Origin of the sequence: Desulfovibrio sp. (assembly GCF_034006445.1) — a bacterium.
GTDB lineage: Bacteria > Desulfobacterota > Desulfovibrionia > Desulfovibrionales > Desulfovibrionaceae > Desulfovibrio.
This window is the reverse complement of record NZ_JAVESS010000003.1, coordinates 224,765-248,724: the sequence shown is the minus strand read 5'-3', so window position 1 is coordinate 248,724 and position 23,960 is coordinate 224,765. Positions and strand designations below refer to the sequence as shown.

Here is a 23,960-nt window from a genome sequence, read left to right as displayed (position 1 = left end):
TTACGGCCACAGGCGCTTTTTGTGTGATGGGACGTGACCGGGCGGCGCAGCCGCACGGATTTTCTTTTGACCCCCTATCTTGCTGAGAGGGAAGAGCTATGGCGAATATCCTTATCATCGGCGCGGGCGGCGTCGGGAGCGTGGTTGTCCACAAATGCGCCCAGGTGGCCAAGGAAGGCGGCACTTTTGACAAAATCACCCTTGCCAGCCGCACGGTAGCCCGCTGCGACGCCATCGCCGCGAGCGTGAAGGCGCGCTACGGCGTGGACATTGCCACCGCCAAGGTGGACGCTGACAACGTGCCCGAACTCTGCGCGCTTATCCGCAGTATCAAGCCCGACCTTGTGTGCAACGTGGCCCTGCCCTATCAGGACCTGCACATTATGGACGCCTGCCTTGAATGCGGCGTACACTATGTGGACACGGCCAACTACGAACCGCTGGACACCGCCAAGTTTGAATACAAATGGCAGTGGGCCTACGCGGAACGCTTTCGCGAAGCCGGGCTCACCGCCCTGCTCGGTTCCGGCTTTGACCCCGGCGTCACCAACGTCTTTGCCGCCTGGGTCATGAAGCACGAGATGGACGAAGTGCATGTGCTCGACATCATCGACTGCAATGCCGGTGACCACGGCCAGCCCTTTGCCACCAACTTCAACCCTGAAATCAATATCCGCGAAGTGACCGCGCGCGGCCGCTACTGGGAGCGGGGCGAATGGGTGGAGACCGATCCGCTGTCCTGGTCCATGAATTTTGATTTCCCCGACGGCATCGGCGGCAAGAAGTGCTTTCTCATGTACCACGAGGAGCTGGAATCCCTGGTCAAGAACCTCAAGGGACTGCGCCGCGCCCGCTTCTGGATGACCTTTTCTGACAACTACCTCAACCACCTGAAAGTGCTCGGCAATGTGGGTATGACCCGTATTGACCCCGTGAACTTCCAGGGGCAGGACATTGTGCCCATCCAGTTTCTGGCCAAGCTGCTGCCCGATCCGTCCTCGCTCGGCCCCCTGACCAAGGGCAAGACCTGCATTGGCGACCTCATGCGCGGCGTCAGCGGCGGCAAGGAAAAAACCGTATATATCTACAATATCTGCGACCACGAAGAGTGCTATGCCGAGGTTGGTTCGCAGGCCATTTCGTACACCACGGGCGTGCCCGCCATGATCGGCTCCAAGATGGTGGCCGAAGGTACGTGGCGCAAACCCGGCGTGTGGAATATGGAGCAGTTTGATCCCGATCCCTTCCTCAAGGATCTGGGCAAGTATGGGCTGCCCTGGCAGTGCGTGGATGTGACGGGAAAGATTTAGTTTTTTCTGATGGTTGGAGCGCCTGCGAGGATTTTTCTGCGAGGAACTTTAAGCGGTAAATAATACGTCTGTTTTTGAAAGGCTGTTTGCCCGGTTGACGGGTGGGCGGCCTTTCATTTTTTCCTTTTTTCAGATTTTTCTTTTATATCCAGTGGGTTGTGTAGCTACGACGTCAGGAAAAAGAAACCCGGGCTTGTCCTTTGAACGGTGGCTTTTGTACCCTGCGGGTACGGGGTTTTTCTTTTATTGAGTTTGGGCCGCCTGCGCGGCGCGCGGCAGATGGGTGAGCTTGTGGTGTCGGTATTCCCTGAGAGAATGAGGCAAGGCTTGTCCTTTGAGAGGCGGTTGTTGCGCCCTGCGGGTACGGAAGTTTTCATTTTCTTTAATTTGGGCCGCCTGCGCGGCGGGCGCTCAAAAGGCATAAAAACCGAGCCTGTCCTTTGAACTGTGGCTTTTGTACCCTGCGGGTACGAACGCTTTCACTTTCTTTAATTTGGGCCGCCTCCGGCGGGGGCAGATGGGGGCCTGTTAGGGGCTGCCGCCCCTCCGAGGCCCCCTCTGCACTCCCCCCGGACGACCCCGCTGGGCTTGTCGTATACCTCCACTCCCACGGGCCAGCCTTCAAGGGCCTTCCATATCCCACCATTCCACGAGGGCTGCGCGGCTATTGCTCCGGGAGCTTCCTCGCTTCGCTCGGTGATCTCCCTGCGCGCCGCGCAATGCCAGCGTGCGCTTTTGCGTTCGATGAGAGGACAGGAGGCGTCTGGTGGCTGTAGGAATCTGCGAAAATGGCGCACGCCGCGAAGGCGGCCAAAACAGCATAAAAAGAAAAGTCCTCGCGCCCGCAAGGCACAAAAATTCCTCTCAAAGGACAAGCCTGCTTTTAACCCGCCCGGAGTACTGCTCGCGCAAGCTCTCCCGCGTAGGCGGCCAAAACAAGAGAAAAAGAAAAGCTCACGTGCCCGCAGGACACAGAAAGCCACTTTCAAAGGACAGGCCCGGTTTTTATCCTTCCAGAAATACTGGCCGTGCAAACTCTCCCGCCACAACAAGCCTTCCTGCAACAACCAGCCGCCATTTCTGTAAATTCTTAGAGCACCCCTACCCCCCTTTGCTCTCATTCTGCGCGAAGGCGCTCGCTGGCACAACGAGGCATCTTCGCCGACCTCTATTCACCGCGAACCCGCCCACTGGCGTTGCGCGGCGCGGAGGGAGATCACCGAGCGCAGCGAGGAAGCTCCCGGAGCAAGTGCCGCGCAGCCCTCGCGGAATGACGGAAACTGGAAAGCCCAAGCGGGGTGCTTCGGGGGGGATGCAAGGGGGGCCGAGAAGGGGGCGCAGCCCCATAACCGGCCCCACCTTGCCCCCGCCGGAGGCGGCCCAAACAACAGATAAAGAAAAGCCCCCGTGTCCGCAGGACACAACATCCACTTCTCAAAGGACAAGCCTGCTTTTAACCCGCCCGGAGTACTGCCCGCGCAAGCTCTCCCGCGTAGGCGGCCAAAACACGAGAAAATGAAAAATCCCCGCGCCCGCAGGGCACAGAAACCCCCTCTCAAAGGACAAGCCCGGTTTTTATCCTTCCAGAAATACTGGCCGTGCAAACTCCCCCGCCACAACGAGCTTTTCCTTAACAATCAGCCGCCATTTCTGAAGATTCCTAGAGCCCCCCTACCCCCCTTTGCTCTCATTCAGCGCAAGGGCGCTCACTGGCACAACGAGGCATCTTCGCCGACCTCTATTCACCGCGAAGGCGCACGCTGGCATTGCGCGGCGCGCAGGGAGATCACCGAGCGCAGCGAGGAAGCTCCCGGAGCAAGTGCCGCGCAGCCCTCGCGGAATGACGGAAACTGGAAAGCCCAAGCGGGGTGCTTCGGGGGGGATGCAAGGGGGGCCGAGAAGGGGGCGCAGCCCCATAACCGGCCCCGCCTTGCCCCCGCCGGAGGCGGCCCAAACTAAGTAAAAAGAAAAGCTCCCGTACCCGCAGGGCACAGAAGCCACCTCCCAAAGGACTATCCCTGCTTTGTTTTCTTCAAAGCGCCTACCCGCAATACTTCATCGCCCGCCGCGCAGGCGGCCAAACTAATAAATGAAGAAAAGCCCCCGTGCCCGCAGGGCACAGGCCACCTCACGATATGGCTACTGTACAGGTCTTGCTCGATTGCCTAAAATCTTACTCGTGTTCATAGCACAAAGCTTGTCTGACAACTTATAGAGAAGAGGCACTTATCATGCGTTATGCACATACAAATCTCATCGCTAAAAACTGGCGATCTCTGTCGCTATTTTATCAAAAAGTATTTGAATGCAAGCCAGTTCCACCTGAACGGAATTTGAAAGGTGCATGGTTGGAACGCCTGACAGGCATGCCGGATGTTCATATCGTTGGTGAACATCTGAGATTGCCAGGATACGACGATGCGGGTCCGACTCTCGAAATATTCAGTTATGACACTTCAACTTCAGGAGTGCCAAAACTGAACCTCCACGGTTTTTCGCATATTGCTTTTGAAGTAGAAAGTGTCGCTGATACGGTTAAATTACTGCTTAGCGAGGGAGGCGAGCTTGTGGGGGAAATAGTCAGTAGAGAATACGACACATTGGGCACAGGAACTTTTGCATATGCAAAAGATCCAGAAGGAAACATCATTGAGGTACAGAGTTGGAAGAAGCATAAAGATAGCAGTGCAGAATAAGCCCGGCAAAGCAAAAGTAGTGTTGGAAACCCTTTGTCTTGACTGAAAGATTGCCGCCGCTGTGGGCCATCTGTGCGCTTTGCCCGTCAAAAAATGGCGTGCCGTCCCCGATAGAGAGAACGGCAGTATACCATTCCCACTCAAAGACAAAATGCCAAACCACCCCAAAAACCATTCATCCACCCCAACCCCTTGCGCCCTCGCCGCCAATGCGTCAAAATTCCAAAAGCAGGCCACGCCAACTCCGCGCCAACTCCGCGCCAACTTCGCGCAATCGCCACGCCAACACCAGGCCTGCGCAGCACACTCACCCAGAGGAACCTTAATGCACTGTCAGCACCTTCTCTTTGACCCGGCCCGCATCCCCTCACCCTGCTTTGTTCTGGACGAAAACCAGCTTCTGACCAATGCGGCCATCCTCAACACCGTACAGGAGCGCACCGGGGCAAAAATCCTTCTCGCCCTCAAGGGTTATGCGGCCTGGGCGACCTTTCCCCTGCTTTCCCGCTTCACGGGGCACGGCCCCCTGTGGGGCGCCTGCGCCAGTTCTGTGGACGAAGCCCGCCTGGCCCGCGAGGAATTCGGCGGCGAGGTTCACTCCTTCGCCGCAGCCTGGAACAAGCGCGAAGTGGCGGAACTGCTGACGCTGACAGACCACATCGTCTTCAACTCCATTGCGCAGTGGCGCGAATTCGCGCCCGCCATCGAAGCGTGGAATCACGGCCGCTGCCCTGACAGACAGATACAGTGCGGCCTGCGCATCAATCCGGAACATTCCGAAGGCGCTGCGGAAATATACAATCCCTGCGCGCCCGGCTCACGCCTTGGCATACGGCGCAAACATTTCGACCCCACGGCTCTGGACGGCATCTCCGGCCTGCATTTTCACACGCTCTGCGAGCAGGGATCGGACGCGCTGGAGCGCACCCTGGCCGCTGTGGAGAAAAATTTCGGCCAGTGGCTGCCCCGTTGCAAATGGATCAACATGGGCGGCGGGCATCACATTACCAAGCCGGGCTATGACATAGACCTGCTCTGCAGCCTGCTCATCCAGTGGCGCGACCGCTATCAGGCGCAGATTTACCTTGAGCCCGGCGAGGCGGTGGCCCTGGACGCGGGCTGGCTAGTCACCACGGTGCTGGACGTTATCGAGGCCGACATGCCCATCGTCATTCTGGACATAGGCGTGCCCTGCCACATGCCCGACGTTATTGAAATGCCGTACAGGCCGCGCGTGACGTATGAACACGACGGCGCAGCCGTGCAGGCTGGCGAGGCGGGCCAAAGGGCCTGGACCTGCCGTCTGGCGGGCAAGTCATGCCTGGCGGGCGATGTGGCTGGCGAATATTCCTTTGACGCGCCCCTCAAGCCGGGGCAACGCCTCATATTTGAAGACATGGCCATATACAGCATGGTCAAGACCACCACCTTCAACGGTCTGCGCCTGCCCTCCATCGGCATCTGCGGCCAGGATGCCAGCGGCGAAACGGACTTTCGCATGCTGCGCCAGTTCGGCTACGCGGATTTTAAAACCCGGCTTTCCTGATGCGCCGCGAAGAGCCGCGCAAGAACGCTTTCACCAGCAGTGCCGTCCCATCCGCAAGGCTCCTCCGACGCATGGCGGCGGCTTGAAACATCTCTGGCATCTGAAACAGAAAAACCCCGGTAGTACCGGGGTTTTTCTGTTTCGCGCATTCGCAATACATCTGCGGGCGGCGCGTATATAGAGCAGATCAACTTTGAAAATGTACATCCTCAAAGTTTAAGCCACGCTCACTTCGGCATTTAACCGCGCAGATAAACTGCGCTTACGCCTCCGTAGAGAACGTCTGCTCACGCAGCCGTCAGAGCAATGTAAAAGTTACATTGCTCTATTTGAGCTTTTTGACGGCTTTTTCCATACCCTCTGGCAGGGGGTAGCAGTGCTCCTCACCGGGAAAAGCCCCGGCGCGCACTTCACGGGTGTAGGCCTCGATGGCGTCGCGCAGGGCCTTGTCCACCGAGCCGAAATATTTGACAAAGCGCGGCAAAGGCCGGGTGTTCAGGCCGGTCATGTCCTGCCAGACCAGCACCTGCCCGTCGCATTCCGCGCCAGCGCCTATGCCGATGACGGGGATAACAAGCTCCCTGGTGACGCGGGCTGCCAGGGCGGCGGGCACGCATTCCAGCACAAGGGCAAAGGCCCCGGCATCCTGAAGGGCGCGGGCGTCGTCCAGCAGTTTCTGGGCAGCGCTGGGCGTCTTGCCCTGCATCCTGAACCCGCCGAAGGCGTTGACAGACTGGGGGGTAAGCCCCAGATGCCCCATGACGGGTATGGACGCCCGCACAAGAGCCTTGACCACGTCGCAAAATTCCGAACCGCCTTCAAGCTTGACGGCCTGGGCGTGCCCTTCTGTTACCAGCCTGCCCGCATTGCGCACGGCTTCATCCACACTGGTGTGATAGCTCATGTAGGGCATGTCGCAGATCACAAGGGCCTGCGCCGCTGCCCGCGCCACAGCGCCGCAATGGCGTATCATGTCGTCCATGGTGACGCTGAGCGTATCCTCGTACCCCAGCATGACCATGCCGAGCGAATCCCCCACCAGCAGGGCGTTGACCCCGGCGTCGTCCATAACGCGGGCCGTGCTGTAGTCGTAGGCGGTAAGCACCACAAGCTTGTCCTGCCCCTTGGCGGCGCGAAATGTGACCACAGTGTTCTTCATGGTGAATGCTCCTTGGTAAAAACCGTGTCGGCAACTGCCGGGGATGCCTGACGGCCAGCGATCCAGACGGCGAAAAACGCGTCAGGAACGGCTGTTGGCCGCCACCGCCAGCCCCATAAGCAGATGCGTCAGCTTGGCCGCCGTAAAATCACAGTGGTGCAGACCCGCAATGGGGGCAAGCTCCACCACGTCCAGCCCCACGACCTGACGCCCTTCCACGCAGCGCTCAAGAATGAACTGGGCCTCGCGCCAGCTCAAGCCGCCGGGCGACGGCGTTCCGGTGGCAGGCATGAGGGAGGCGTCAAAGGCGTCCACGTCAAAGGTGATGTAAATCCGCTGGGGGAAGCCCTCTGGCAGGGGCAGTTCGGGCAGGCCCACACGGGCCATGAAATAGGCGTCGTAGTGGGTGACGTTGTGCGCCTTGCGCACCTCGGCCTCCTCACGGCAAAAGTCGCGCACGCCAAACTGCACCAGCGGCAGGCCCAGGTCAGCCACAGCGCGGTGCATGACGCAGGCATGCGAATAGGGGCTGCCCTCATAGCTTGAACGCAGATCGGCATGGGCGTCAAACTGCACAATACCAAAGGGTTCGCCCGTGCTCTGCGCCTGTTTTGCCAGGGCGCGCAACGCGCCAAGGCTCACCGTATGCTCGCCGCCAAGCAGCACCGGCAGGGCCTTGCAGGCAAGCGCCTGTGCCGTGGCGGCCTCGATGCGGTCAATGACCCCCTCAATGGGGCCGCTACAGTCCACAGGCGGGGCGGTATAAAAACCTGATTCTCCTGGAGTAAGGCCGCTTTCCCAGGCTTCAAGCTGCTGAGAGGCCGTGAGCAGGGCTTCCGGGCCGTGGGCCGTGCCAGCGCCGTAAGAAACGCTCTGCTCCAGCGGAACGGGGATAATATGAAAGGCGGCCTGTTCGGGCCGGGAAGGGCTGTATTCCGATGCAAGAAAATGCTGCATGACTATCCTCAGGCTGTATGGATGAACCAAATAAAACGGCCCGCTTGGGGAGGCAGGCCGTCTTATTTGGAGGAGGCTGTCAGCAAAAGAAAGGAAGGTGCTTTCTATTCTGCAATGCCCGTGCCAAGTGGAATCAAGAAATAAATTTCTTTAACCACGCGTAATTTATAGTAATTTGTTTCAGGAACAAATACTGTTTCGTTTAAAAACTTATACTCTCCCGCCCTGTGCCCCACGTTGCAGGCTTGCCGCTGTACAAAAAATTATCTCACAGATGAGCGCCGTCAACCCTTGGAGCCGATGAACTTTGAGAATGTACATTCTCAAAGCGTACGGCACGCCCGCTTCGGCGCTTAACCGCGCAAATAAATAGCTGCGCTGTCTTCGCGGCAGATTTTCCGCCCGAGACTTACTGCACCGTTTCCTTGCCGCCAGTGGCCGGAGCCCCCTGTATGCTGATGGTCAGCTTTTCCGCCAGTTCGCGCGCGCCGGGGGTCTGACGCCATTCGTCAAAGAGTTTGCGCCACGCGCCAAACTCCGTGAAGCCGCGGTCCAGCTGATCTTCGTGCATCTGCACCCAGGTATTGAAAAGCTGCATCTGCACCTGAAAGGTGGAGCTGTTGAAGATCATGGCCGCGCTGTCGCGCGCTACGCTCTTGCCCTCCACGTGGGTAGCCACGAAGTTGCATATGGCGCGCTGCGACATTTCAAAGGTCACTTCCTGACCGTTCATTTCATCGGCCAGAGGCAGCAGATGGGGGTAGAGTTCGGCAATGCGCTCCATACCCTTGACCGGCACGGCCATGAACAGCGGCGCGTCACCTCCTGCCGGGGCGGCATCGGGCTTTTCGCTGATAAAATAGAAGCGCAGCCAGTTTTCAAACATGACCGCTTCAATCATGGCGGCTACGGCGCTCTGGAATTGGCTCTGTGGCTCAGGCATGGAAACTCCTTCACTTTTTGGCAGCGCAAGCACCCTGGCTCCAACCGCCATCAGAACTTGGCTCACGTACTTCTGGAACAGATCATCAGGCCGTGGCCGATGCAGAGAGCCCCTGAAAGGCGCTCATGCCGCACGGCCTAGAGAAAAATGTCGCAAGCGGCTCCATATGTACTATCCGGGCCAGCCCGCGTCAATGCGGTACGCCGTAAAGCCGGGGCGCATATCCATTTTCTGACGGCAAGGATGCGGCCAGTTCAGACGACGCCAAAGCGAAAGCAGCCAATACGGATGCGACCAATGCCAATGCGACCAATGCGGATGCAGCCAATAATGCCAATGCGAGCAGTTGGCGTTTCCTTAAGATGCGGCCAGACGCTCGCGCCGCAGGCGCAGCGCCCTGGTGCCCATAAGGCTCAAAATCAGGGCGGCGCTTCCCGTCACTGCGCAGACTATCCCCAGAGGCACAGCGGTTCCCGGCCCTGCCAGGCCCACCAGCGGGGAGGAGCACGCCCCGAAGATAAAGGCTGCCACGCCGATCACGCCCGAAGCCGCGCCCGCGCCCACATCCTGCGCCGCGATGCCAAGGGTGAAGCTGGTGGCGAAGGTCACACCCTGAAGCGTGATCATGCAATACAGGGCGGCTATAAGGGGCCAGGGCGAGACCGGACGCGCCAGGGTCACGCCCAGCACTGCCAGGCAGGCCACCCAGCGCAGGACGTTTCCTGCCACAAGCAGCTTTTCCTCCTTGACGCGGCGGGCCAGCCGCCCCGTAATGACGGCCATGAAGGACAGGCTGAGCGCGTTGGCCCCAAAGATCAGGGCATAGGCCGTGGACGAAAAACCGTACATATCCTGCAAAATAAAGGGTGAGGCAGCCACATAGCCGAAAAATCCGGCCATGGTGAACCCCTGCACCCCGGCAAAGCACATGAAGGCTTTTTCGCTGAAGAGTTTGCCCGAGTAGCGCATGGCGGCAAGCACGCCGCCGGGCCGCCGGGCCTCAGGAAGCAGGGTTTCCGGCAGCAGCCAGCCGCACAGGCACACAAGCAGCAGGCCAAAGCCCGTCAGAAAGAGAAATACCGCATGCCAGTTGCCCAGCGCGGCCAGTCCGCCGCCCAAAAGCGGGGCCACAATGGGGGCCACGCTCTGTATGGCGGCAAGCACGGCCATGAAGCTTGTGAGCTCCGGCCCGCGAAAAAGGTCGCAGGCAATGGCGCGTGAGAGCACCACGCCCCCTGCCCCGCTGAGCCCCTGCGCAAACCGCAGGGCAATAAAACCTTCGCCGGAGCTGGCCTTGGCGCAAAGAAATGACGCAAGGGTAAAGAAGGCCAGCGCCAGCAGCAGGGGGCCACGCCGCCCGCGACTGTCTGAAATGGGGCCTATGAATATCTGCCCGATGGCCATACCCATCAGAAAGGCGGTAATGGTGATCTGCGAGGCCGCCGTCGAGATGGAAAGATCCCCGGCGATCTGGGGCAGGCTCGGCAAATAGGTGTCTATGCTCAAGGGGCCGAATGCCCCCAGCATGGCCAGCAGCAGCGCGAAAAGAAGCCTGCGGCCACGGCTCAGCCGTGCGCCGGGGCCGACGACAAGGTCATTCTGTGAAAAACTCATACGGTACTATTCCCTTAATTTTGGCGGATATTCAACCCGGCTGCGGGCAAAGTCAAGTTGCTCCGCTACAGGGCACAACAGGACACTGGCCGCACGACGCTCTGGCGGGCCGAAAAGCCTTGTGCTAGGGTCGCGTCATGATCGACTACGCTCAAGCGCTCAACCAAGCCCAATACCAGGCAGCCACCAGCGGCGACGGCCCCGTGCTGGTGGTGGCCGGCGCGGGCAGCGGCAAAACCCGCACCATTGTCTACCGTCTGGCCTGGCTGGCCGAAAACGGCGTCTCGCCCGACGCCATGCTGCTGCTCACCTTTACCCGCAAGGCCGCGCAGGAAATGCTGCACCGCGCGGGACTGTTGCTGAATCAGGGGCTTACCGGCGTGCAGGGCGGCACCTTTCACGCCTTTTCGTTCAGCGTGCTGCGCCGTTGGAAACCCGCGTGGCTGGCCGACCGCCCCTTTACGGTTATGGACGCCGCAGACATCACGGCAGCGGTCAAGCACTGCAAGGACACTCTCAAGCTGGGCAAGGGCGACAAATCCTTTCCCAAAACCCAGACCGTGGTGGGCCTGCTCAGCAAGGCGCGCAACAAGGAACTGCCGCTGGACGAAGTGCTGCGGCGCGAGGCCTTTCACCTGCTGCCCCATGCCGAAAGCCTGACCCGCCTGGGCGAGGCCTACAACGCCTACAGGCGCGAAAAAGGCCTCATGGACTATGACGACCTGCTTTTTGAACTTGAAGATCTGCTGCGCACCAATGCCCTGGCCGCCGCCAGCCTGCGCCAGCGCTTCAGCCACATTCTTGTGGACGAATATCAGGACACCAACCTCGTGCAGGCGCGCATCGTGCGTCTGCTGGCCGGGCCGGAAGACGGCCCCCCGGGCAACGTCATGGCCGTGGGCGACGAGGCCCAGTCCATCTACGCCTTCCGGGGGGCGAACGTCCGCAACATTCTGGATTTCCCCAATTTTTTCCCCGGCACCAAGGTCGTACGGCTGGAGGAGAACTACAGGTCAACCAAGCCCGTGCTGGATGTGGCCAACAGCCTGCTGGCCCATGCGGCGGAGTCCTTTCATAAAAACCTGTTCACCAGAAAGGAAGGCGGCGAGCCGGTGCGCCTGGTCACGCCCCTGAGCGATGCCAGCCAGGCCAAGCTTGTGGTGCGCCGTGTGGAGGACCTGCTGCGCGAGCACTTGCCCCACGAAATCGCGGTGCTCTTCCGTGCGGGCTTCCACTCCTACAATCTTGAAATGGCGCTCAACCAGGCCGGCATCGGCTTTCGCAAGTACGGCGGCCTGCGCTATACCGAGGCGGCCCACGTCAAGGACGTCATGGCCTACGCCCGCCTGCTGCTCAACCCGCTGGACCTGCCCGCCTTTGCCCGCGTGGCCGCCCAGCACAGCGGCATCGGCCCCAAAACCGTGGAAAAGCTCTATGCCGTGGCGCGCAGCGGCGACGCGGCCGCCACGGAAAAAGCCTTTGGCAAACACGTGGGCTTTCTGGAAGACATGCGCTTCATCAACGACCTGCGCGCGCGCCCCATGGCCCCATCGTCCACGCTGGCGGCCATACTGGAGCACTACCGCCCCCGGCTGGAAACCCTGTACCCCGAAGACTGGCCCCGCCGTCAGCAGGGTCTTGAAGAAATCATTCAGATGGCTTCTGGCTACGTGCATCTGGATCTTTTTCTGGCCGATCTGGCGCTGGAGTCGCCCGAAGAGGACGAAAACGACGCCGAAGGCAAGATTACCCTTTCCACCGTGCATTCGGCCAAGGGGCTGGAATGGAACGCCGTGTGCATCATCGATCTTGTGGAAGACCGCTTTCCCTCGCGTCACGCCCTGGCGCGGCCCGAAGATTTTGAAGAAGAACGCCGCCTCATGTACGTGGCCTGCACCCGCGCCCGCAAACATCTGGACCTCTACGCCCCGGCCTCCCTGTACAACAGGGCCGAGCGCGGCAGTCAGCACGTGAACCAGAGCCCCTTTGTGCGCGAACTGGCCCCAGGCCTTGTGGAAGAATGGGTGGAGGGCTTTGGCGGCGGTCTTTCACGCCGCACGCCGGGCAGCTTCGGCGGCACTGCTACGTACCAGCCACTGGCCCGGCCCCTGGCCCGCCCGCAGGCATACTCGCAGGCACATTCGCAGGCACATTCGCAGGCCAGTCGCGATTACGCCGCCTTTGACGATTGCCAGTTGCCTCCGGAACAGGATAATGCCGCGTCCGGCCTGAACTTTGCGCGGCCGCACAGTCTTGCCCCCCGTCAGGAAAACCCGGCCGAGGGTGAAAGCCAAACAGCTGGCAGTTCCGGCACAACGGGCACAGGCAGCACTGCCGCCAGCCAGGGGCAACTCTGCTACTGCACCCACCGCATCTTCGGGCGCGGCAAGATTATCAAGCATCTGTCGCCCGAAAAGGTGCAGGTGAACTTTCCCGGCTTCGGCCTCAAGGTCATTTTGAGCGAATACCTGCTCATGGAGAATTGATATGGTTGCGCCCCCAATGTCCGACGGCACAGCCGCGCCACTGTCGGAAGACCGTATACTGGCCTGCCTGGCCGGATATTTTCCCCAGACCCATCCTTCATTGCTGCTGGGCCGGGGCGACGACTGCGCCGTGCTCAAGGCCGAACGCCCCCTTTGCGTGAGCAGCGACCTTTTTTTGGAAGACATCCATTTTCGCCGTTCCTATTTTACGCCCGAAGACACGGGCTACAAGGCCCTTGCCGTCAATGTCAGCGATCTGGCGGGCTGCGGGGCGCGGCCCCTTGGCTTCACTCTCTGCCTGGGCCTGCCCGCATGGGTGGATATGGAGTGGCTCAACAGATTCTTCAGCGGCATGGCCGAAGTGGCCGGTCAGCACCGTATGGCGCTGGCCGGAGGCGACCTTTCGCGCAGCAAGAGCCTGCACATTTCCATCACCGTCTGGGGCGAGACGGCAGACCCCGGCCATTTTCTGGTGCGGGGCGGCAGCATGCCCGGAGACGTGCTTTTTGTGGTCGGCCCCCTGGGCCTTGCACGCGTGGGGCTTGCCCAACTGGAAACGCAGGGGCGTCAGGCCCTTGAAGCCTGGCCCGCCGCCTGCGCGGCCCATCTGCGGCCCGCACCGCAAGTGGACGCTGGCCTGATGCTGGCGCGCGCGGGTTACAACGCGCGGCCCCCCGCCCTCATGGATCTTTCGGACGGCATCATGCGCGACCTGCCGCGCCTGCTGGGCCTCACAGGTGAACTCAGCGTGGTCTGCCCGGAAAAATGCACGGGCCTCGGCGCGGAAATTGTGCTGCCACAAGGCCGCCTGCACCCCGAAATACTGCGCTACGCTGCGGCCACGGGCAAAAACCCGGTGCATGAAGCCCTGCTCGGCGGTGAGGACTACGCCCTGCTCGGCACCTGCGCGCCCGACATGCTGCCGCCCCTGCACGCGGCCATCCCCGGCCTGTACAGCATTGGCGTGGTCACATCCGGGGGTGGCATTGTGTGCAACAACGCGCCTCTGGACAACCTTGGCGGCGGATTTGACCACTTTGAGGCCTGAAACACTTCGGCCTGTGACTGGCAAAAGCGCAGACCGGATCAGCTCGCCCTTGAAGCAGCACACATTTCAATAATGGCATTCTGCCAGAAACGACGCTTTCCGGCAGAATGCCCGCCGCGCTGTGGCGCGCTGCGCTCTCGTGCAGCGTTGAAGCATCTCCCCTTTTTCAAAGGCAAAATGCTTTAACGCTCCTTACTTCGAAACACTTTCTGACAACAGACAAGCGTCTTTGACCGCAGGAAACACGCATGCACAAGGATTTTCAGTCAGCACAGGAGCTTATGGCCCCTTATGTGGAAGAAATGCGCGACATCTGCCGGGATGCGTGGACGCAGGGCCTGCTTTCGGGCTGTAACGGCAACGCCAGCCGCCGCCTGCCCGCCCCGCATGAGAGCGTCGCGTGCCTGACCTGCACAGGGGCTGCCAAGGGCCGCCTTGCCCCGCAGAACTGCTGCCTTGTGGAGATTGAGAGCGCGGCCCCGCTGCACGGCGGCCCGGCGTCGACGGAATCCGGCATGCACCTGGCCATTTACAACGCAAAACCGCAATGCGGAGCAATATTGCATACGCACCCGCGCCGCCTGCTGGCCCTGAGCCTGCGCCTTGAAAAGGAGGGCCAAGGGATGGAAGAATTTTTACGCCTCCCGCTTTTCGAGGCAAACGTGTGGCGCGCCCGCCTGGGCTTCGCCCCTGCCCTGCCGCCCGGAACTGCGAAACTGGCCGACGCCGTGGCCAGGGCAAGCCTTGATCATCCGGCTGTGTGGATGGCAGGGCACGGCCTGTGCAGCACGGGCGCGACCCTGGCCGAAGCGCTTTGCCTGACCGAAGAACTGGAACATCTGGCCGCCATCCAGCTTTTGAGCATGCGCTGATCTGTTCTCACCTTTCTGGCTCCCACCCCGCACTTCACGCCAAAAAAGATAAAGGCCCGCCACCGGGCCTTTTTTGCTGCCCCCCGTAGATACGCCCTGAAAACCCTGGTTCTACAAAATATCGTAACACGATTAACAAAATCGTGTTTTTTAGCTTGCCAAAGAACCTGCCCTTGTGTAGCATCTTTGAAAAATTCGTAACACAATCTTTCAGCACAGCATCTTACCAAGGAGCCCGACATGAACCTTTTGCAGCAGCTTGGCCATAAGGCAAAACCCATCCTCGGCGGTCTGGCCCTTACGGCTCTGCTGGGCGCATCCCTGCCCGCAACGGCGCACGAATTCATCCTCAAGCCCGACACGGCCACCCCGGCCGCCGGACAGAAGACCCGCGTGCAGGCCCAGGCTTCGCATGTATTCATGATCAGCGAAGAAGCGGAAAAGCCCGAAAGCGTGAACCTGCAACTGGTGCAAAAGGGCAAGTCCACTCCCGTGACCCTGACCGAAGACGCTTCGCTTGCCGCCCTTGTGGGCGACATTCTGCTGACGGACGCGGCCCCGGCCCTGCTGGTAGGCCACCGCCTGCCCCAGATATGGAGCGAAACCACGGAAGGCGTGCTTGAGGGCAACCGCGCCCAGCTTGAGGCGCAAGGCAAGAAAGTCCGCTCTGTGGGCAAGTATGAAAAGTTCGCCAAAAGCCTGCTCAACCCTGCCGCCAATGACGCGCTGTACAAAACCCCGCAAAACCAGATGCTGGAAATCCTCCTGCTGGACAATCCCGCAACCGTCAAGCCGGGCGGCGTTATGAACGTACAGGTGCTGCTGCGCGGCAAACCCCTGCCGGGCGCTGCCGTGGGCCTGACCCACGACGGTTTCAGCAAGGAAGAAGACGCCTACAAGGTTACGGCCACCACCGACGCCCAGGGCAAAGCCGCCCTTGCCGTGGACGCGCCAGCGCTCTGGATGGTTCGCACCGCCACCGTTGAAAAAACGCCGGGCACGGACGCCGACGCCCACCACCTGCGGGCCACCTACGTTTTCCCGGTGCAATAACGCGACAGCATGATCATGAGATTTGCCGTGTCAGCAAAAGTTTTCAGCCTGGTTCTGCTCTGCGCCTGCTTTGTGATGGCCAATGCGCGGCACGCCTCTGCCCATGCCCTGCGCGCCGCCGAAATCCCCCAGGGGCAGGCCGTTGTCATGCAGTTCGCCTATTCCACGGGCGAAGTGCCTGCCTACGCAAATGTGGAAATATACGGCCCGGCCGATGCGGGCATGGAATTCCAGAATGGCCGCACCGACGCCCAGGGACGCTTCGCCTTTGTGCCCAATGCCCCGGGCCACTGGCGGGTGATCATGGCCGACAACATGGGCCACAGGGTAGTGCACGAGACTACTGTGGCCGAAAACGGCGGCGCCGCTCCCACGGCAGACGCCGCCACTGACGCATGGGGACGTTTTGCCACACCCCTGCGGGCCCTGCTGGGCGTCAGTTTGCTGCTGAATCTGGGAACAATGTCCGTGCTGTGGCGTCAACGCCGCAAGGCGTAAAGCCAGGTTGGCAACACGGCCATGAGGCCCGCCCATGGGGGGCGGGCCTCTTTTTTATTTAAGGAAACGCGTAGTTATTCCGTTTGGGGGCTTTGCTGCACTTTTTTTGAAACAGTCGGGGACGGAAGAGTCCACCCCTGCTTGAAAAAAGGTCGCGCCTTGCCAAAGGAAATACCAGCGCGTTTCCAGACGGTTCTTTAATCCGCGCTTCCTTAAATCATTGCAGATTGTTATCTAGAACAATCTCTCGCGCTGAAATTGCACTACTCGGGCGAGCACTCCGCATCGGCGGAGACGTGTACTATCTCGCCCACCATGGCGGCGGGCTCGTTCACGCCCACGCCAAAATCCTTTCTTTTTATGTCGCCCCACACCTTGAAGGAACGTGTGGGCTTTTTCGTCATGGGATTGGTCACCACCTCGCTGCTGCGGAAGTTGAAGGTCACTTCCTTTGCCACGCCGCGTATGGTCAAAAGGCCGCTGATCTTGCCTTCGCCCGCGCCCTCAAGCCGCACCTTGCTGCTCTCAAAGGTCATGACGGGGTGTACCGCCGCTTCAAAGAAATCACCGCTGCGCAGATGTTCGTCGCGCGCAGCCACGTCTGTATCAACGCTGGCTGTCTGGGCGGCCATGCTGAACTTTGCGTCGGAGAGGTCGTCCTTGCCGATCTCGGCAGTGACCGTGAACTCGGCAAACCTGCCGGTTATTTCGGTTATGGTGAGATGCCTGACTACAAAGCCAAGGCGGGAATGGGCCGGATCATTCTTCCATGTGGTCATGGTATTCTCCTTGTTTTTTGCCGCCTCTGCACACAGGGCAGAGGTCATTTTGCGGGGCAAAAACCCTGGCCACCCGGACGGGCATGTGTGGAGCAGCTGCACGCTGCAATGGCGCTGGCGGATGCGCGGGCATGTGCTTGCCGCGAAAATACGCGCAACTGTACGCGAGGGTAAACTGCGTAGCGGGGTCTTCAACTGCGAAATGAGGGAGGCCTATGAGAAGCTCTCCCTGGAAGCCCGCGTCAGATCAAAAAACCTTGTCTTACACAACACGCAATAAAGGTTTTAGGGGGTGGGGGCGTGGGGGAGGAGACCCTTTTGCAAAAGGGTCCCTCCCCCACAAGGCATTTCAATGTAAAACAGCGTTGCCCTAGCCCGTTTAGTCACGGGATGAATTTTCAGTTATGTCGCGCCGAATCGCGACGCAGAAATAACTGAAAAGGCGCTCGTGACGACACTGGCTAAAATACGCCGGGCAGACCATTATCCCGCAGCGCGGCGTCACAGGAGCCGATGTGGTAGCAGGTATGGCTGGCCAGCATGGCCACCGCCGCGCCATAGGCCACGTCGCGCCCGATCTTTTTGCTCAGCACAGTGTGGATACGGGTGAGGTCCTTGTCCGAAAGGCCGTCCAGCCAGGCGTCCACGCCGACACGCACGGTTTCGGCATACTCCCGCATGGCGTCCTTGCCGATGGCGCAGGAACCCTGAACCTTGAGCATGAGGGTGGCCATGTCGCAGGGGGCGGACGCGGGCGCGTCGTTTTCACCAAGGGTGAAAAAATTCAGTACGGCAAGGGCATGGGCGATCTGCTGCCACACGGGCCAGCCGCCGCGTGTTTCATTCCATATCTTTTCGGGGCAGACGTCGATGAACTGGGTCAGAAGGCTCCAGGAATGGCGGTACGGGGCCTGAACGGCATTGATAATGTCTCGTGACATGCTTTTCTCCTTTTAGGGCGTTGCCGCCGTCATGCGTGTGCCTGACGGACACGCCGGGCACACTGTTTGGCTCCACCATAACCAAAGCCCCCGCCTTGTGCAAAGCGGGGGCCTGAACATGGATCAACCGGCTGGCGAAGCCCGCCGTCAGCAGATGACGTCCGCGCGTCAGCGTATGGCGGCGGTGCGGATGTTATTCGAAACGGCTGGCGTTGGTGATAAGCACCATGTCCACAGGCACGTTTTCGTGCATGCCCATGCTCTTGGTCTTAACCTTGGCGATCTTGTCAACCACATCCATGCCCTCGGTCACGCGGCCAAAGGCGCAATAGCCCCAGCCGTCAAGGGTGGGGGAGCTGTGATCGAGGAAGCTGTTGTCCACCAGGTTGATAAAAAACTGGGCCGTGGCGCTGTGCGGGTCGCGGGTGCGGGCCATGGCGATGGTGCCGCGCTCGTTCTTCACGCCGTTGTCGGCTTCATTGGCCACGGGTTCGCGGGTGGACTTTTCGTCCATGCGCGCGCCAAGGCCGCCGCCCTGAATCATGAAACCGGGAATAACGCGGTGGAAGATGGTGTTGGTGTAAAACCCTTCATCCACATATTGCAAAAAGTTGGCAACGGTTTTCGGGGCCTTGTCGGTGAAGAGCTCGATCAAAATGTCGCCGGACGTGGTTTCCAGCAAAACCGTGGGATTGTCAGCCATGATAGCTCCTTTAGTGGTGATGGCACGCGCCTGCCCAAGCGGAAAGCGCGCCCTGAGCCGGAATATAGAGTATGGCCGGAAAGATGACAATGCCTGCAGCCGGGTATAGATTGTTTGCATGCCCGCAAAAAACAAAAAAGCATCCGTCACCGTGTCCGCAGGCAAAAGCGCCCGACAGGCAGCCAGCCTTTTACCGGGCCTTGAGCCTGCCTGCCCGCCAGCCAGCCAGACAGCCAGTTCACCCGCCAGTTCGCCCGCATTGGGGACTGAAACAATCGCGCATCTGCCTCCGGACAGGCACCTGCCAGCCTTGAAGCAGGCGCTGCTCGACTGGTTTGCCGTCCATCAGCGTGACCTGCCGTGGCGCGCCAGCTATACGCCCTATGAAGTCTGGATTTCAGAAGTCATGCTGCAGCAGACGCAGATGGAACGCGGCGTCAGCTATTTTTTGCGCTGGATGCAGCGCTTCCCTGACATCGCCACTCTGGCCGCCGCCCATGAAGAGGACGTGCTCCGCCAGTGGGAAGGTCTTGGCTACTATTCACGCGCCCGCCACATTCTGGCTGCCGCCCGCAAAATCATGACGGAACACGGGGGCGTGTTTCCCTCCGACCTCGCGTCCATCCGCGCCCTGCCGGGTGTGGGGCCGTACACGGCCGGGGCCATTGCCAGCATAGCCTTTGGCGAAAAGCTGCCCTGCGTGGACGCCAATGTGGAGCGCGTCATCTCGCGCATTTTTGATGTGGACAGCCCCGTGAAGCAGGACCCGGCCGCGGGCATAATCCACCGCTGGGCCCTGCGCCTTGTGCCCGAAGGCAAATCACGCGAGCACAATCAGGCCATGATGGAACTGGGTGCCCTCATCTGCCGCAAAAAACCGCGCTGCGAGCTTTGCCCCCTGGCCTGCTTCTGTATCAGCCGCCATCTGGGCATACAGGATCAGCGGCCCGTGCCGGGCAAACGCGCCGTCATCACGCCGGTGCGCGCAGTCACGGGTGTGCTTTGCATAGGAAAACACATTTTTGTGCAAAAACGTCCGCCTTCCGGCGTATGGGGAAACCTGTGGGAATTCCCCGGCGGCAGGGTCGAGCCTGACGAAAGTCCGGAACAGGCCGCAGTGCGTGAATTTATGGAAGAAACGGGTTTTGCGGTGCGGGTGGCCGCCAGATATGGCGTCATACGCCACGGCTACACCACCTACCGGCTTACCCTGCACTGCTTTGGCCTTGAACTGGCCAACAGCGGCGCAAATGCGCAGCTAGCGCCGCAGGACGATGCCTGCCCCACGCCGCCGCAACTCACCGCCGCCACCCAATACCGCTGGGCAACCCCTGACGAACTGGAGGGCCTGGCCATGCCCGCAGCGCACCGCAAGCTTGCGGACAGCCTTTTTGGCCCGTCCGGCGAGGCGTCGCCCTTGCACACTGACCTTCAGAAAAAACAGGGACGGCTTTTCTGATATCTGTCAGTGCTTATAAAATAGCGTATTTTCTCTTGCCTTTTCTATATAATGTTTCCTATTATTGACTAGAGAGAAGAGGATGTCCTGCAGAAGGCAGGCATGAGGCAAGAGCTAGATTTTGCGCCTGATATGGACCTCAAGGCCGTGTCAGACAGCATACCCGAAAGCGCGGACCACACGCCGTCCTTCGCCCACTCGTTGCGCACGCTGCTGCGCCTTCTGGGCAAGCCGGTATCTCTCCCTCTGTTGCTCAGCGGCATACGCGGCGGCCCAAGTTCAGATTCTCCCTCGGCCTGCCTGCGTTCGGCCAAACGCTACGGACTCGACGCGCGCATAGTGCGCCGCAAAAATCTCAACAGTATCTCCCCCCTTGTGCTCCCCTGCATTCTGCTGCTCAAAAACGATCAGAGCTGCGTTCTGCTCAAGCAGGATGCCGGGGCAGACACGGCTGAAGTCATCTTTCCCGAACAAGGCGAACACGCAAAGAGCATAAACCGTCAGGAACTGGAGTCCCAGTACACTGGCTACGCTGTTTTCGGCAGTCTCACGGGCAAGCTGGACGCCCGCGCCCGCGTTCCCCTGCCCGTCACCAGGCGCTGGTTCTGGGACGTCATCGGCCACTACATGCCGCTGTACAAGCATGTGATCATCGCTACCGTCATCATCAATCTTCTGGGCGTGGCTGGCTCGCTCTTCGCCATGAACGTCTATGACCGCGTTGTGCCCAACCAGGCCGAGGAAACCCTGTGGGTGCTGGCCTCTGGAGTGCTGCTGGCCTATATGGTCGACTTTATCCTGCGCAATGTGCGCGGCTATTTTGTGGATCTGGCCGGGCGCAACGCCGATGTGGTGCTGTCCAGCAAGCTTATGGAAAAGGTGCTTAATCTGCGCATGGACGCAAAGCCCGATTCCACGGGCGCGCTTGTAAATAACCTCAGTGGATTCGAATCGTTACGGGATTTTTTCAGTTCCGGCAGTCTGGTTGTTCTGGCCGACCTGCCTTTTCTTGTCATCTTTCTCGGCCTCATATTTCTTATCGGCGGCCCCATTGTGAGCGTGCCCCTGGCGGCCGTGCCCCTTATGGTGGGCCTGGGCCTTTTGCTGCAAATGGGCGCGCGGCGTCATGCCGCCTCCAACTACCTGCTGAACATGCAAAAACACGCCCTGCTGGTTGAAATCGTGCACGGGCTTGAAACCGTCAAAACCAGCCGGGCCGAAAGCCGCCTGCTCAACCTGTGGGAACAGGTCTGTGATGCCTCGGCAGAGACCTCGCGCATGGCCCGCCGCTACGCCACCCTGACCCTCAGCGTGTCCAGCGGGCTCAGCCAGCTTGTGTCCGTGGGGGTCATCGTCTGGGGCGTATACCGCATCATGGACAACTCGATGACCATGGGCGGCCTCATTGCCTGCAACATTCTGGCGGGCCGGGCCATGGCTCCGCTCATGCAGCTGGCGGGCATGATCTCGCGCCTGCACCAGTCACGCATGGCCCTCGCCGCGCTGAACACCATCATGGAACTGCCCACCGAGGACCCGGCCGAGACCGACAAGACGGACTTTGGCCTGCTGCAGCCCGCCTTCACGTTTGAACACGTGGGTTTCAGTTATCCGGGGGCAAAGCACAATTCGCTGTCCGACGTGAGCTTTACCATACGGCCCCACGAAAAGGTGGCCATCATCGGCCGCATGGGATCGGGCAAATCCACCATCGGCAGACTCATGACCGGGCTCTACACACCCCAGGACGGGGCCGTGCGCTTTGGCGGCGTTGACCTGCGGCAGATGGATGCCGTCAACCTGCGAGGGCGCATAGGCTACCTGCCCCAGGACGTAACCCTTTTCTACGGCTCCATACGCGACAACATCGCGCTGGACGATCCCGGCATCGAGGATCAGCGGGTGCTGCGGGCCGCGTATCAGGCCGGAGCCACGGACTTTATCCGCGCGCTGCCCGGCGGCCTGGGCGCGCCCGTGGGCGAGCAGGGCTTTGCCATTTCCGGCGGGCAGCGGCAGTCCGTTGCCCTGGCCCGCGCCCTTTTGCACGACCCCGAAGTGCTCATCCTCGACGAGCCCACAAGCAATATGGACAAGGCCACAGAAAGCCTGCTGCGCACCCGCCTTGCCAAACTGGCCGAAAACAAGACCCTTGTTCTCATCACGCACAGGGCCAGCCTGCTGGCTCTCGTGAACCGGCTCATCATTATCGACAACGGGCGCGTGGTGGCCGACGGCCCCCGCGACGAAGTGCTTGAAGCCATCAACAGCCAGACCTTGCAAAAGCGCCAGGCTGCCGACCCGGCGCCGGGCCAACGGCAAAACGAACAGCAAAACGAAAATATGCCCGCTGGCCTGAGCGCGAACGAGGCCGCCAACGAAGCGGCGGCAACCACAGCCAAACTCGCGCCAGCGCAGACTCTCGCACGTGCTGGAGGCGCGCCCGAAAGCGGCATGAGAGGAGCAGCATGAGCGCCCTGGTGAACTTTTGGAGGCGGCTTTTCGGCCTCCCCTCATTACAGGAAGAGGAGCACCTGCCCTACATGAACAAGGTAGATGCGGCCCTGCATCGCAAGGGCCGTGTGGCGGCCGTTTTTCTCTCTCTTGGCACTGCGGTGCTGCTGTGCATTCTTGTCATCTGGGCGGCCTGGGCCTCCATCGATGAAGTCACGCGCGGCCACGGGCAGGTGGTGTCCGCCAGCGGCACCCAGGTCATACAGAACCTTGAGGGCGGCATTCTGCGCGAAGTGCTGGTGCGCGAAGGGCAGATAGTTGAAAAAGACCAGCCGCTTGCGCGGCTGGACAACCTTGGCGCGGCCAGCCAGTACACTGACGCCCTGACCAAGGCTCTGGAAAACCGCGTGGCCCTCGCACGTCTTGAAGCGGAAAAAAATGCTGTTCCCCCGACATTTGACGCGGAACTGCTGACTTCGGCCCCGCAGGTCGTGGCCGACCAGGAAGAGATGTACCACAGCCGCCGTGAACGCTTTTTGTCAGAAATGGCCATGCTGACCTCGCAGCACCGGCAGCGCCTCAAGGATGTGGACGAGCACCGTGGCCGCAAGACCCAACTTGAGCACAACCTTGCCCTGGCCGAAGAGCGCCGCGATCTGGCCAAGCCGCTTGAAGCGCGCAAGCTTTATCCCAGGGTGGACTTCCTTGACCTGGAACAGCGCGTTGTGACCCTGCGCGGCGACCTGGAAGCCATTGCGGCATCATTGGGCAAAGCCGAGGAGGCCGTCCGTGAGATCGAGCGCAAGCTGAACCTGCACAAGGCCGAATACGAATCTGACATCAACGCCGAGATCAACAAACGGCGTACGGAACTGACATCGCTTCAGGCCATGCTTTCGGCCGGGGGCGACCGTGTTACCCGCACAGAACTGCGCTCCCCGGTACGGGGCACGGTTAAAAGGGTCATCATCAATACGCTTGGCGGAGTGGTGCGCTCTGGCGATCCCATCATGGAAATCGTGCCCCTGGGCGACACCCTGCTGGTCGAGGCGCGCATCCGTCCGGCCGACATCGCCTTCATTCACGCGGAGCAGCGGGCCATGGTCAAGATATCGGCCTATGATTTTTCTATCTATGGCGGTCTTGAGGCCGTGGTGGAGCAGATCAGCGCAGACACCATTGAAGACAAAAAGAGCGAGTTTTTCTACCTCGTCAAGCTGCGCACCAAGAAGAATGAAATTGTCTACCGCAATGAACACCTGCCCATCATTCCGGGCATGGTGGCCGGAGTAGAGATCGTTTCCGGCAAAAAAACCGTACTGGACTACCTGCTCAAACCCCTGCTCAAGGCACAACAAAACGCCATGAGAGAACGATAGATCGCGAGGCGCATATGCTTGCTTCACATCCCCTGTACATGCCCCCTCCAGGGCTTCAGTCAGTAC

18 protein-coding genes are annotated in these 23,960 nt (G+C 60.4%); 11 read left to right on the top strand and 7 right to left on the bottom strand.

Features of this window, described 5'->3' with window-relative positions; genetic code table 11:
• The first annotated feature begins 98 nt into the window (after nt 1-98).
• From RBR41_RS05740 to nspC, 3 genes are all read left to right on the top strand, one after another.
• Entirely contained in the window at nt 99-1,310 is a 1,212-nt protein-coding gene (locus RBR41_RS05740; RefSeq protein ID WP_320351628.1) for a saccharopine dehydrogenase family protein, read from the top strand.
• A 2,231-nt stretch (nt 1,311-3,541) separates the two neighbouring features.
• Nucleotides 3,542-4,006 (top strand): VOC family protein, encoded by a 465-nt coding sequence (locus RBR41_RS05735; protein WP_320351627.1) that lies wholly within the window; start codon nt 3,542-3,544, stop codon nt 4,004-4,006.
• Between the two features lie 325 nt (nt 4,007-4,331).
• Nucleotides 4,332-5,552, top strand: a complete 1,221-nt coding sequence (gene nspC / locus RBR41_RS05730) for a carboxynorspermidine decarboxylase (protein ID WP_320351626.1) — start codon at nt 4,332-4,334, stop codon at nt 5,550-5,552.
• 325 nt (nt 5,553-5,877) lie between these two features.
• Here the strand turns inward: nspC and panB are convergent, their stop codons facing one another.
• The 4 genes from panB to RBR41_RS05710 form a co-directional block, all read right to left on the bottom strand.
• Nucleotides 5,878-6,711 carry a 3-methyl-2-oxobutanoate hydroxymethyltransferase gene (gene panB / locus RBR41_RS05725; protein WP_320351625.1) on the bottom strand — a complete coding sequence of 278 codons (834 nt, stop codon included), beginning with the start codon at nt 6,709-6,711 and terminating at the stop codon, nt 5,878-5,880.
• An 81-nt stretch (nt 6,712-6,792) separates the two neighbouring features.
• Entirely contained in the window at nt 6,793-7,668 is an 876-nt protein-coding gene (speB, locus tag RBR41_RS05720) for an agmatinase (RefSeq protein ID WP_320351624.1), read from the bottom strand.
• Between the two features lie 409 nt (nt 7,669-8,077).
• Complete coding sequence (locus RBR41_RS05715) at nt 8,078-8,611, bottom strand: hypothetical protein (protein WP_320351623.1); 534 nt, start codon at nt 8,609-8,611, stop codon at nt 8,078-8,080.
• Between the two features lie 357 nt (nt 8,612-8,968).
• Nucleotides 8,969-10,225 carry a multidrug effflux MFS transporter gene (locus tag RBR41_RS05710; protein WP_320351622.1) on the bottom strand — a complete coding sequence of 419 codons (1,257 nt, stop codon included), beginning with the start codon at nt 10,223-10,225 and terminating at the stop codon, nt 8,969-8,971.
• Nucleotides 10,226-10,362: 137 nt separating this feature from the next.
• On the opposite strand from RBR41_RS05710, the gene RBR41_RS05705 reads away from it, so the two are divergent.
• The 5 genes from RBR41_RS05705 to RBR41_RS05685 all read left to right on the top strand — a co-directional run bounded on the left by RBR41_RS05705 (nt 10,363) and on the right by RBR41_RS05685 (nt 16,182).
• The gene (locus RBR41_RS05705) at nt 10,363-12,711 is read left to right on the top strand and encodes an ATP-dependent helicase (RefSeq protein ID WP_320351621.1); all 2,349 of its coding nucleotides are present in this window, start codon (nt 10,363-10,365) and stop codon (nt 12,709-12,711) included.
• A gap of 1 nt (nt 12,712) precedes the next feature.
• Complete coding sequence (thiL, locus tag RBR41_RS05700; RefSeq protein WP_320351620.1) at nt 12,713-13,759, top strand: thiamine-phosphate kinase; 1,047 nt, start codon at nt 12,713-12,715, stop codon at nt 13,757-13,759.
• A gap of 248 nt (nt 13,760-14,007) precedes the next feature.
• Nucleotides 14,008-14,631 carry a class II aldolase/adducin family protein gene (locus RBR41_RS05695; RefSeq protein WP_320351619.1) on the top strand — a complete coding sequence of 208 codons (624 nt, stop codon included), beginning with the start codon at nt 14,008-14,010 and terminating at the stop codon, nt 14,629-14,631.
• Nucleotides 14,632-14,871: 240 nt separating this feature from the next.
• Nucleotides 14,872-15,684, top strand: coding sequence for a DUF4198 domain-containing protein (locus tag RBR41_RS05690; protein WP_320351618.1), 813 nt, complete (start codon nt 14,872-14,874; stop codon nt 15,682-15,684).
• 27 nt (nt 15,685-15,711) lie between these two features.
• Nucleotides 15,712-16,182 carry a hypothetical protein gene (locus tag RBR41_RS05685; RefSeq protein ID WP_320351617.1) on the top strand — a complete coding sequence of 157 codons (471 nt, stop codon included), beginning with the start codon at nt 15,712-15,714 and terminating at the stop codon, nt 16,180-16,182.
• A gap of 263 nt (nt 16,183-16,445) precedes the next feature.
• Here the strand turns inward: RBR41_RS05685 and RBR41_RS05680 are convergent, their stop codons facing one another.
• From RBR41_RS05680 to RBR41_RS05670, 3 genes are all read right to left on the bottom strand, one after another.
• A complete protein-coding gene (locus RBR41_RS05680; RefSeq protein ID WP_320351616.1) occupies nt 16,446-16,961 on the bottom strand; it encodes a YceI family protein in 516 nt (171 codons plus the stop codon).
• Nucleotides 16,962-17,422: 461 nt separating this feature from the next.
• Nucleotides 17,423-17,902: a DinB family protein gene (locus RBR41_RS05675; protein WP_320351615.1), complete on the bottom strand. Its 480-nt coding sequence runs from the start codon at nt 17,900-17,902 to the stop codon at nt 17,423-17,425.
• A 193-nt stretch (nt 17,903-18,095) separates the two neighbouring features.
• Nucleotides 18,096-18,605 carry a peptidylprolyl isomerase gene (locus tag RBR41_RS05670; protein WP_320351614.1) on the bottom strand — a complete coding sequence of 170 codons (510 nt, stop codon included), beginning with the start codon at nt 18,603-18,605 and terminating at the stop codon, nt 18,096-18,098.
• Nucleotides 18,606-18,723: 118 nt separating this feature from the next.
• On the opposite strand from RBR41_RS05670, the gene mutY reads away from it, so the two are divergent.
• The 3 genes from mutY (at nt 18,724) to RBR41_RS05655 (ending at nt 23,894) form a co-directional block, all read left to right on the top strand.
• Nucleotides 18,724-20,064 carry an A/G-specific adenine glycosylase gene (mutY, locus tag RBR41_RS05665; protein WP_320351613.1) on the top strand — a complete coding sequence of 447 codons (1,341 nt, stop codon included), beginning with the start codon at nt 18,724-18,726 and terminating at the stop codon, nt 20,062-20,064.
• Nucleotides 20,065-20,166: 102 nt separating this feature from the next.
• A complete protein-coding gene (locus RBR41_RS05660; protein ID WP_320351612.1) occupies nt 20,167-22,533 on the top strand; it encodes a type I secretion system permease/ATPase in 2,367 nt (788 codons plus the stop codon).
• Complete coding sequence (locus tag RBR41_RS05655) at nt 22,530-23,894, top strand: HlyD family type I secretion periplasmic adaptor subunit (protein WP_320351611.1); 1,365 nt, start codon at nt 22,530-22,532, stop codon at nt 23,892-23,894. The genes RBR41_RS05660 and RBR41_RS05655 overlap by 4 nt, the downstream gene beginning before the upstream one ends.
• Nucleotides 23,895-23,960: the final 66 nt, after the last annotated feature.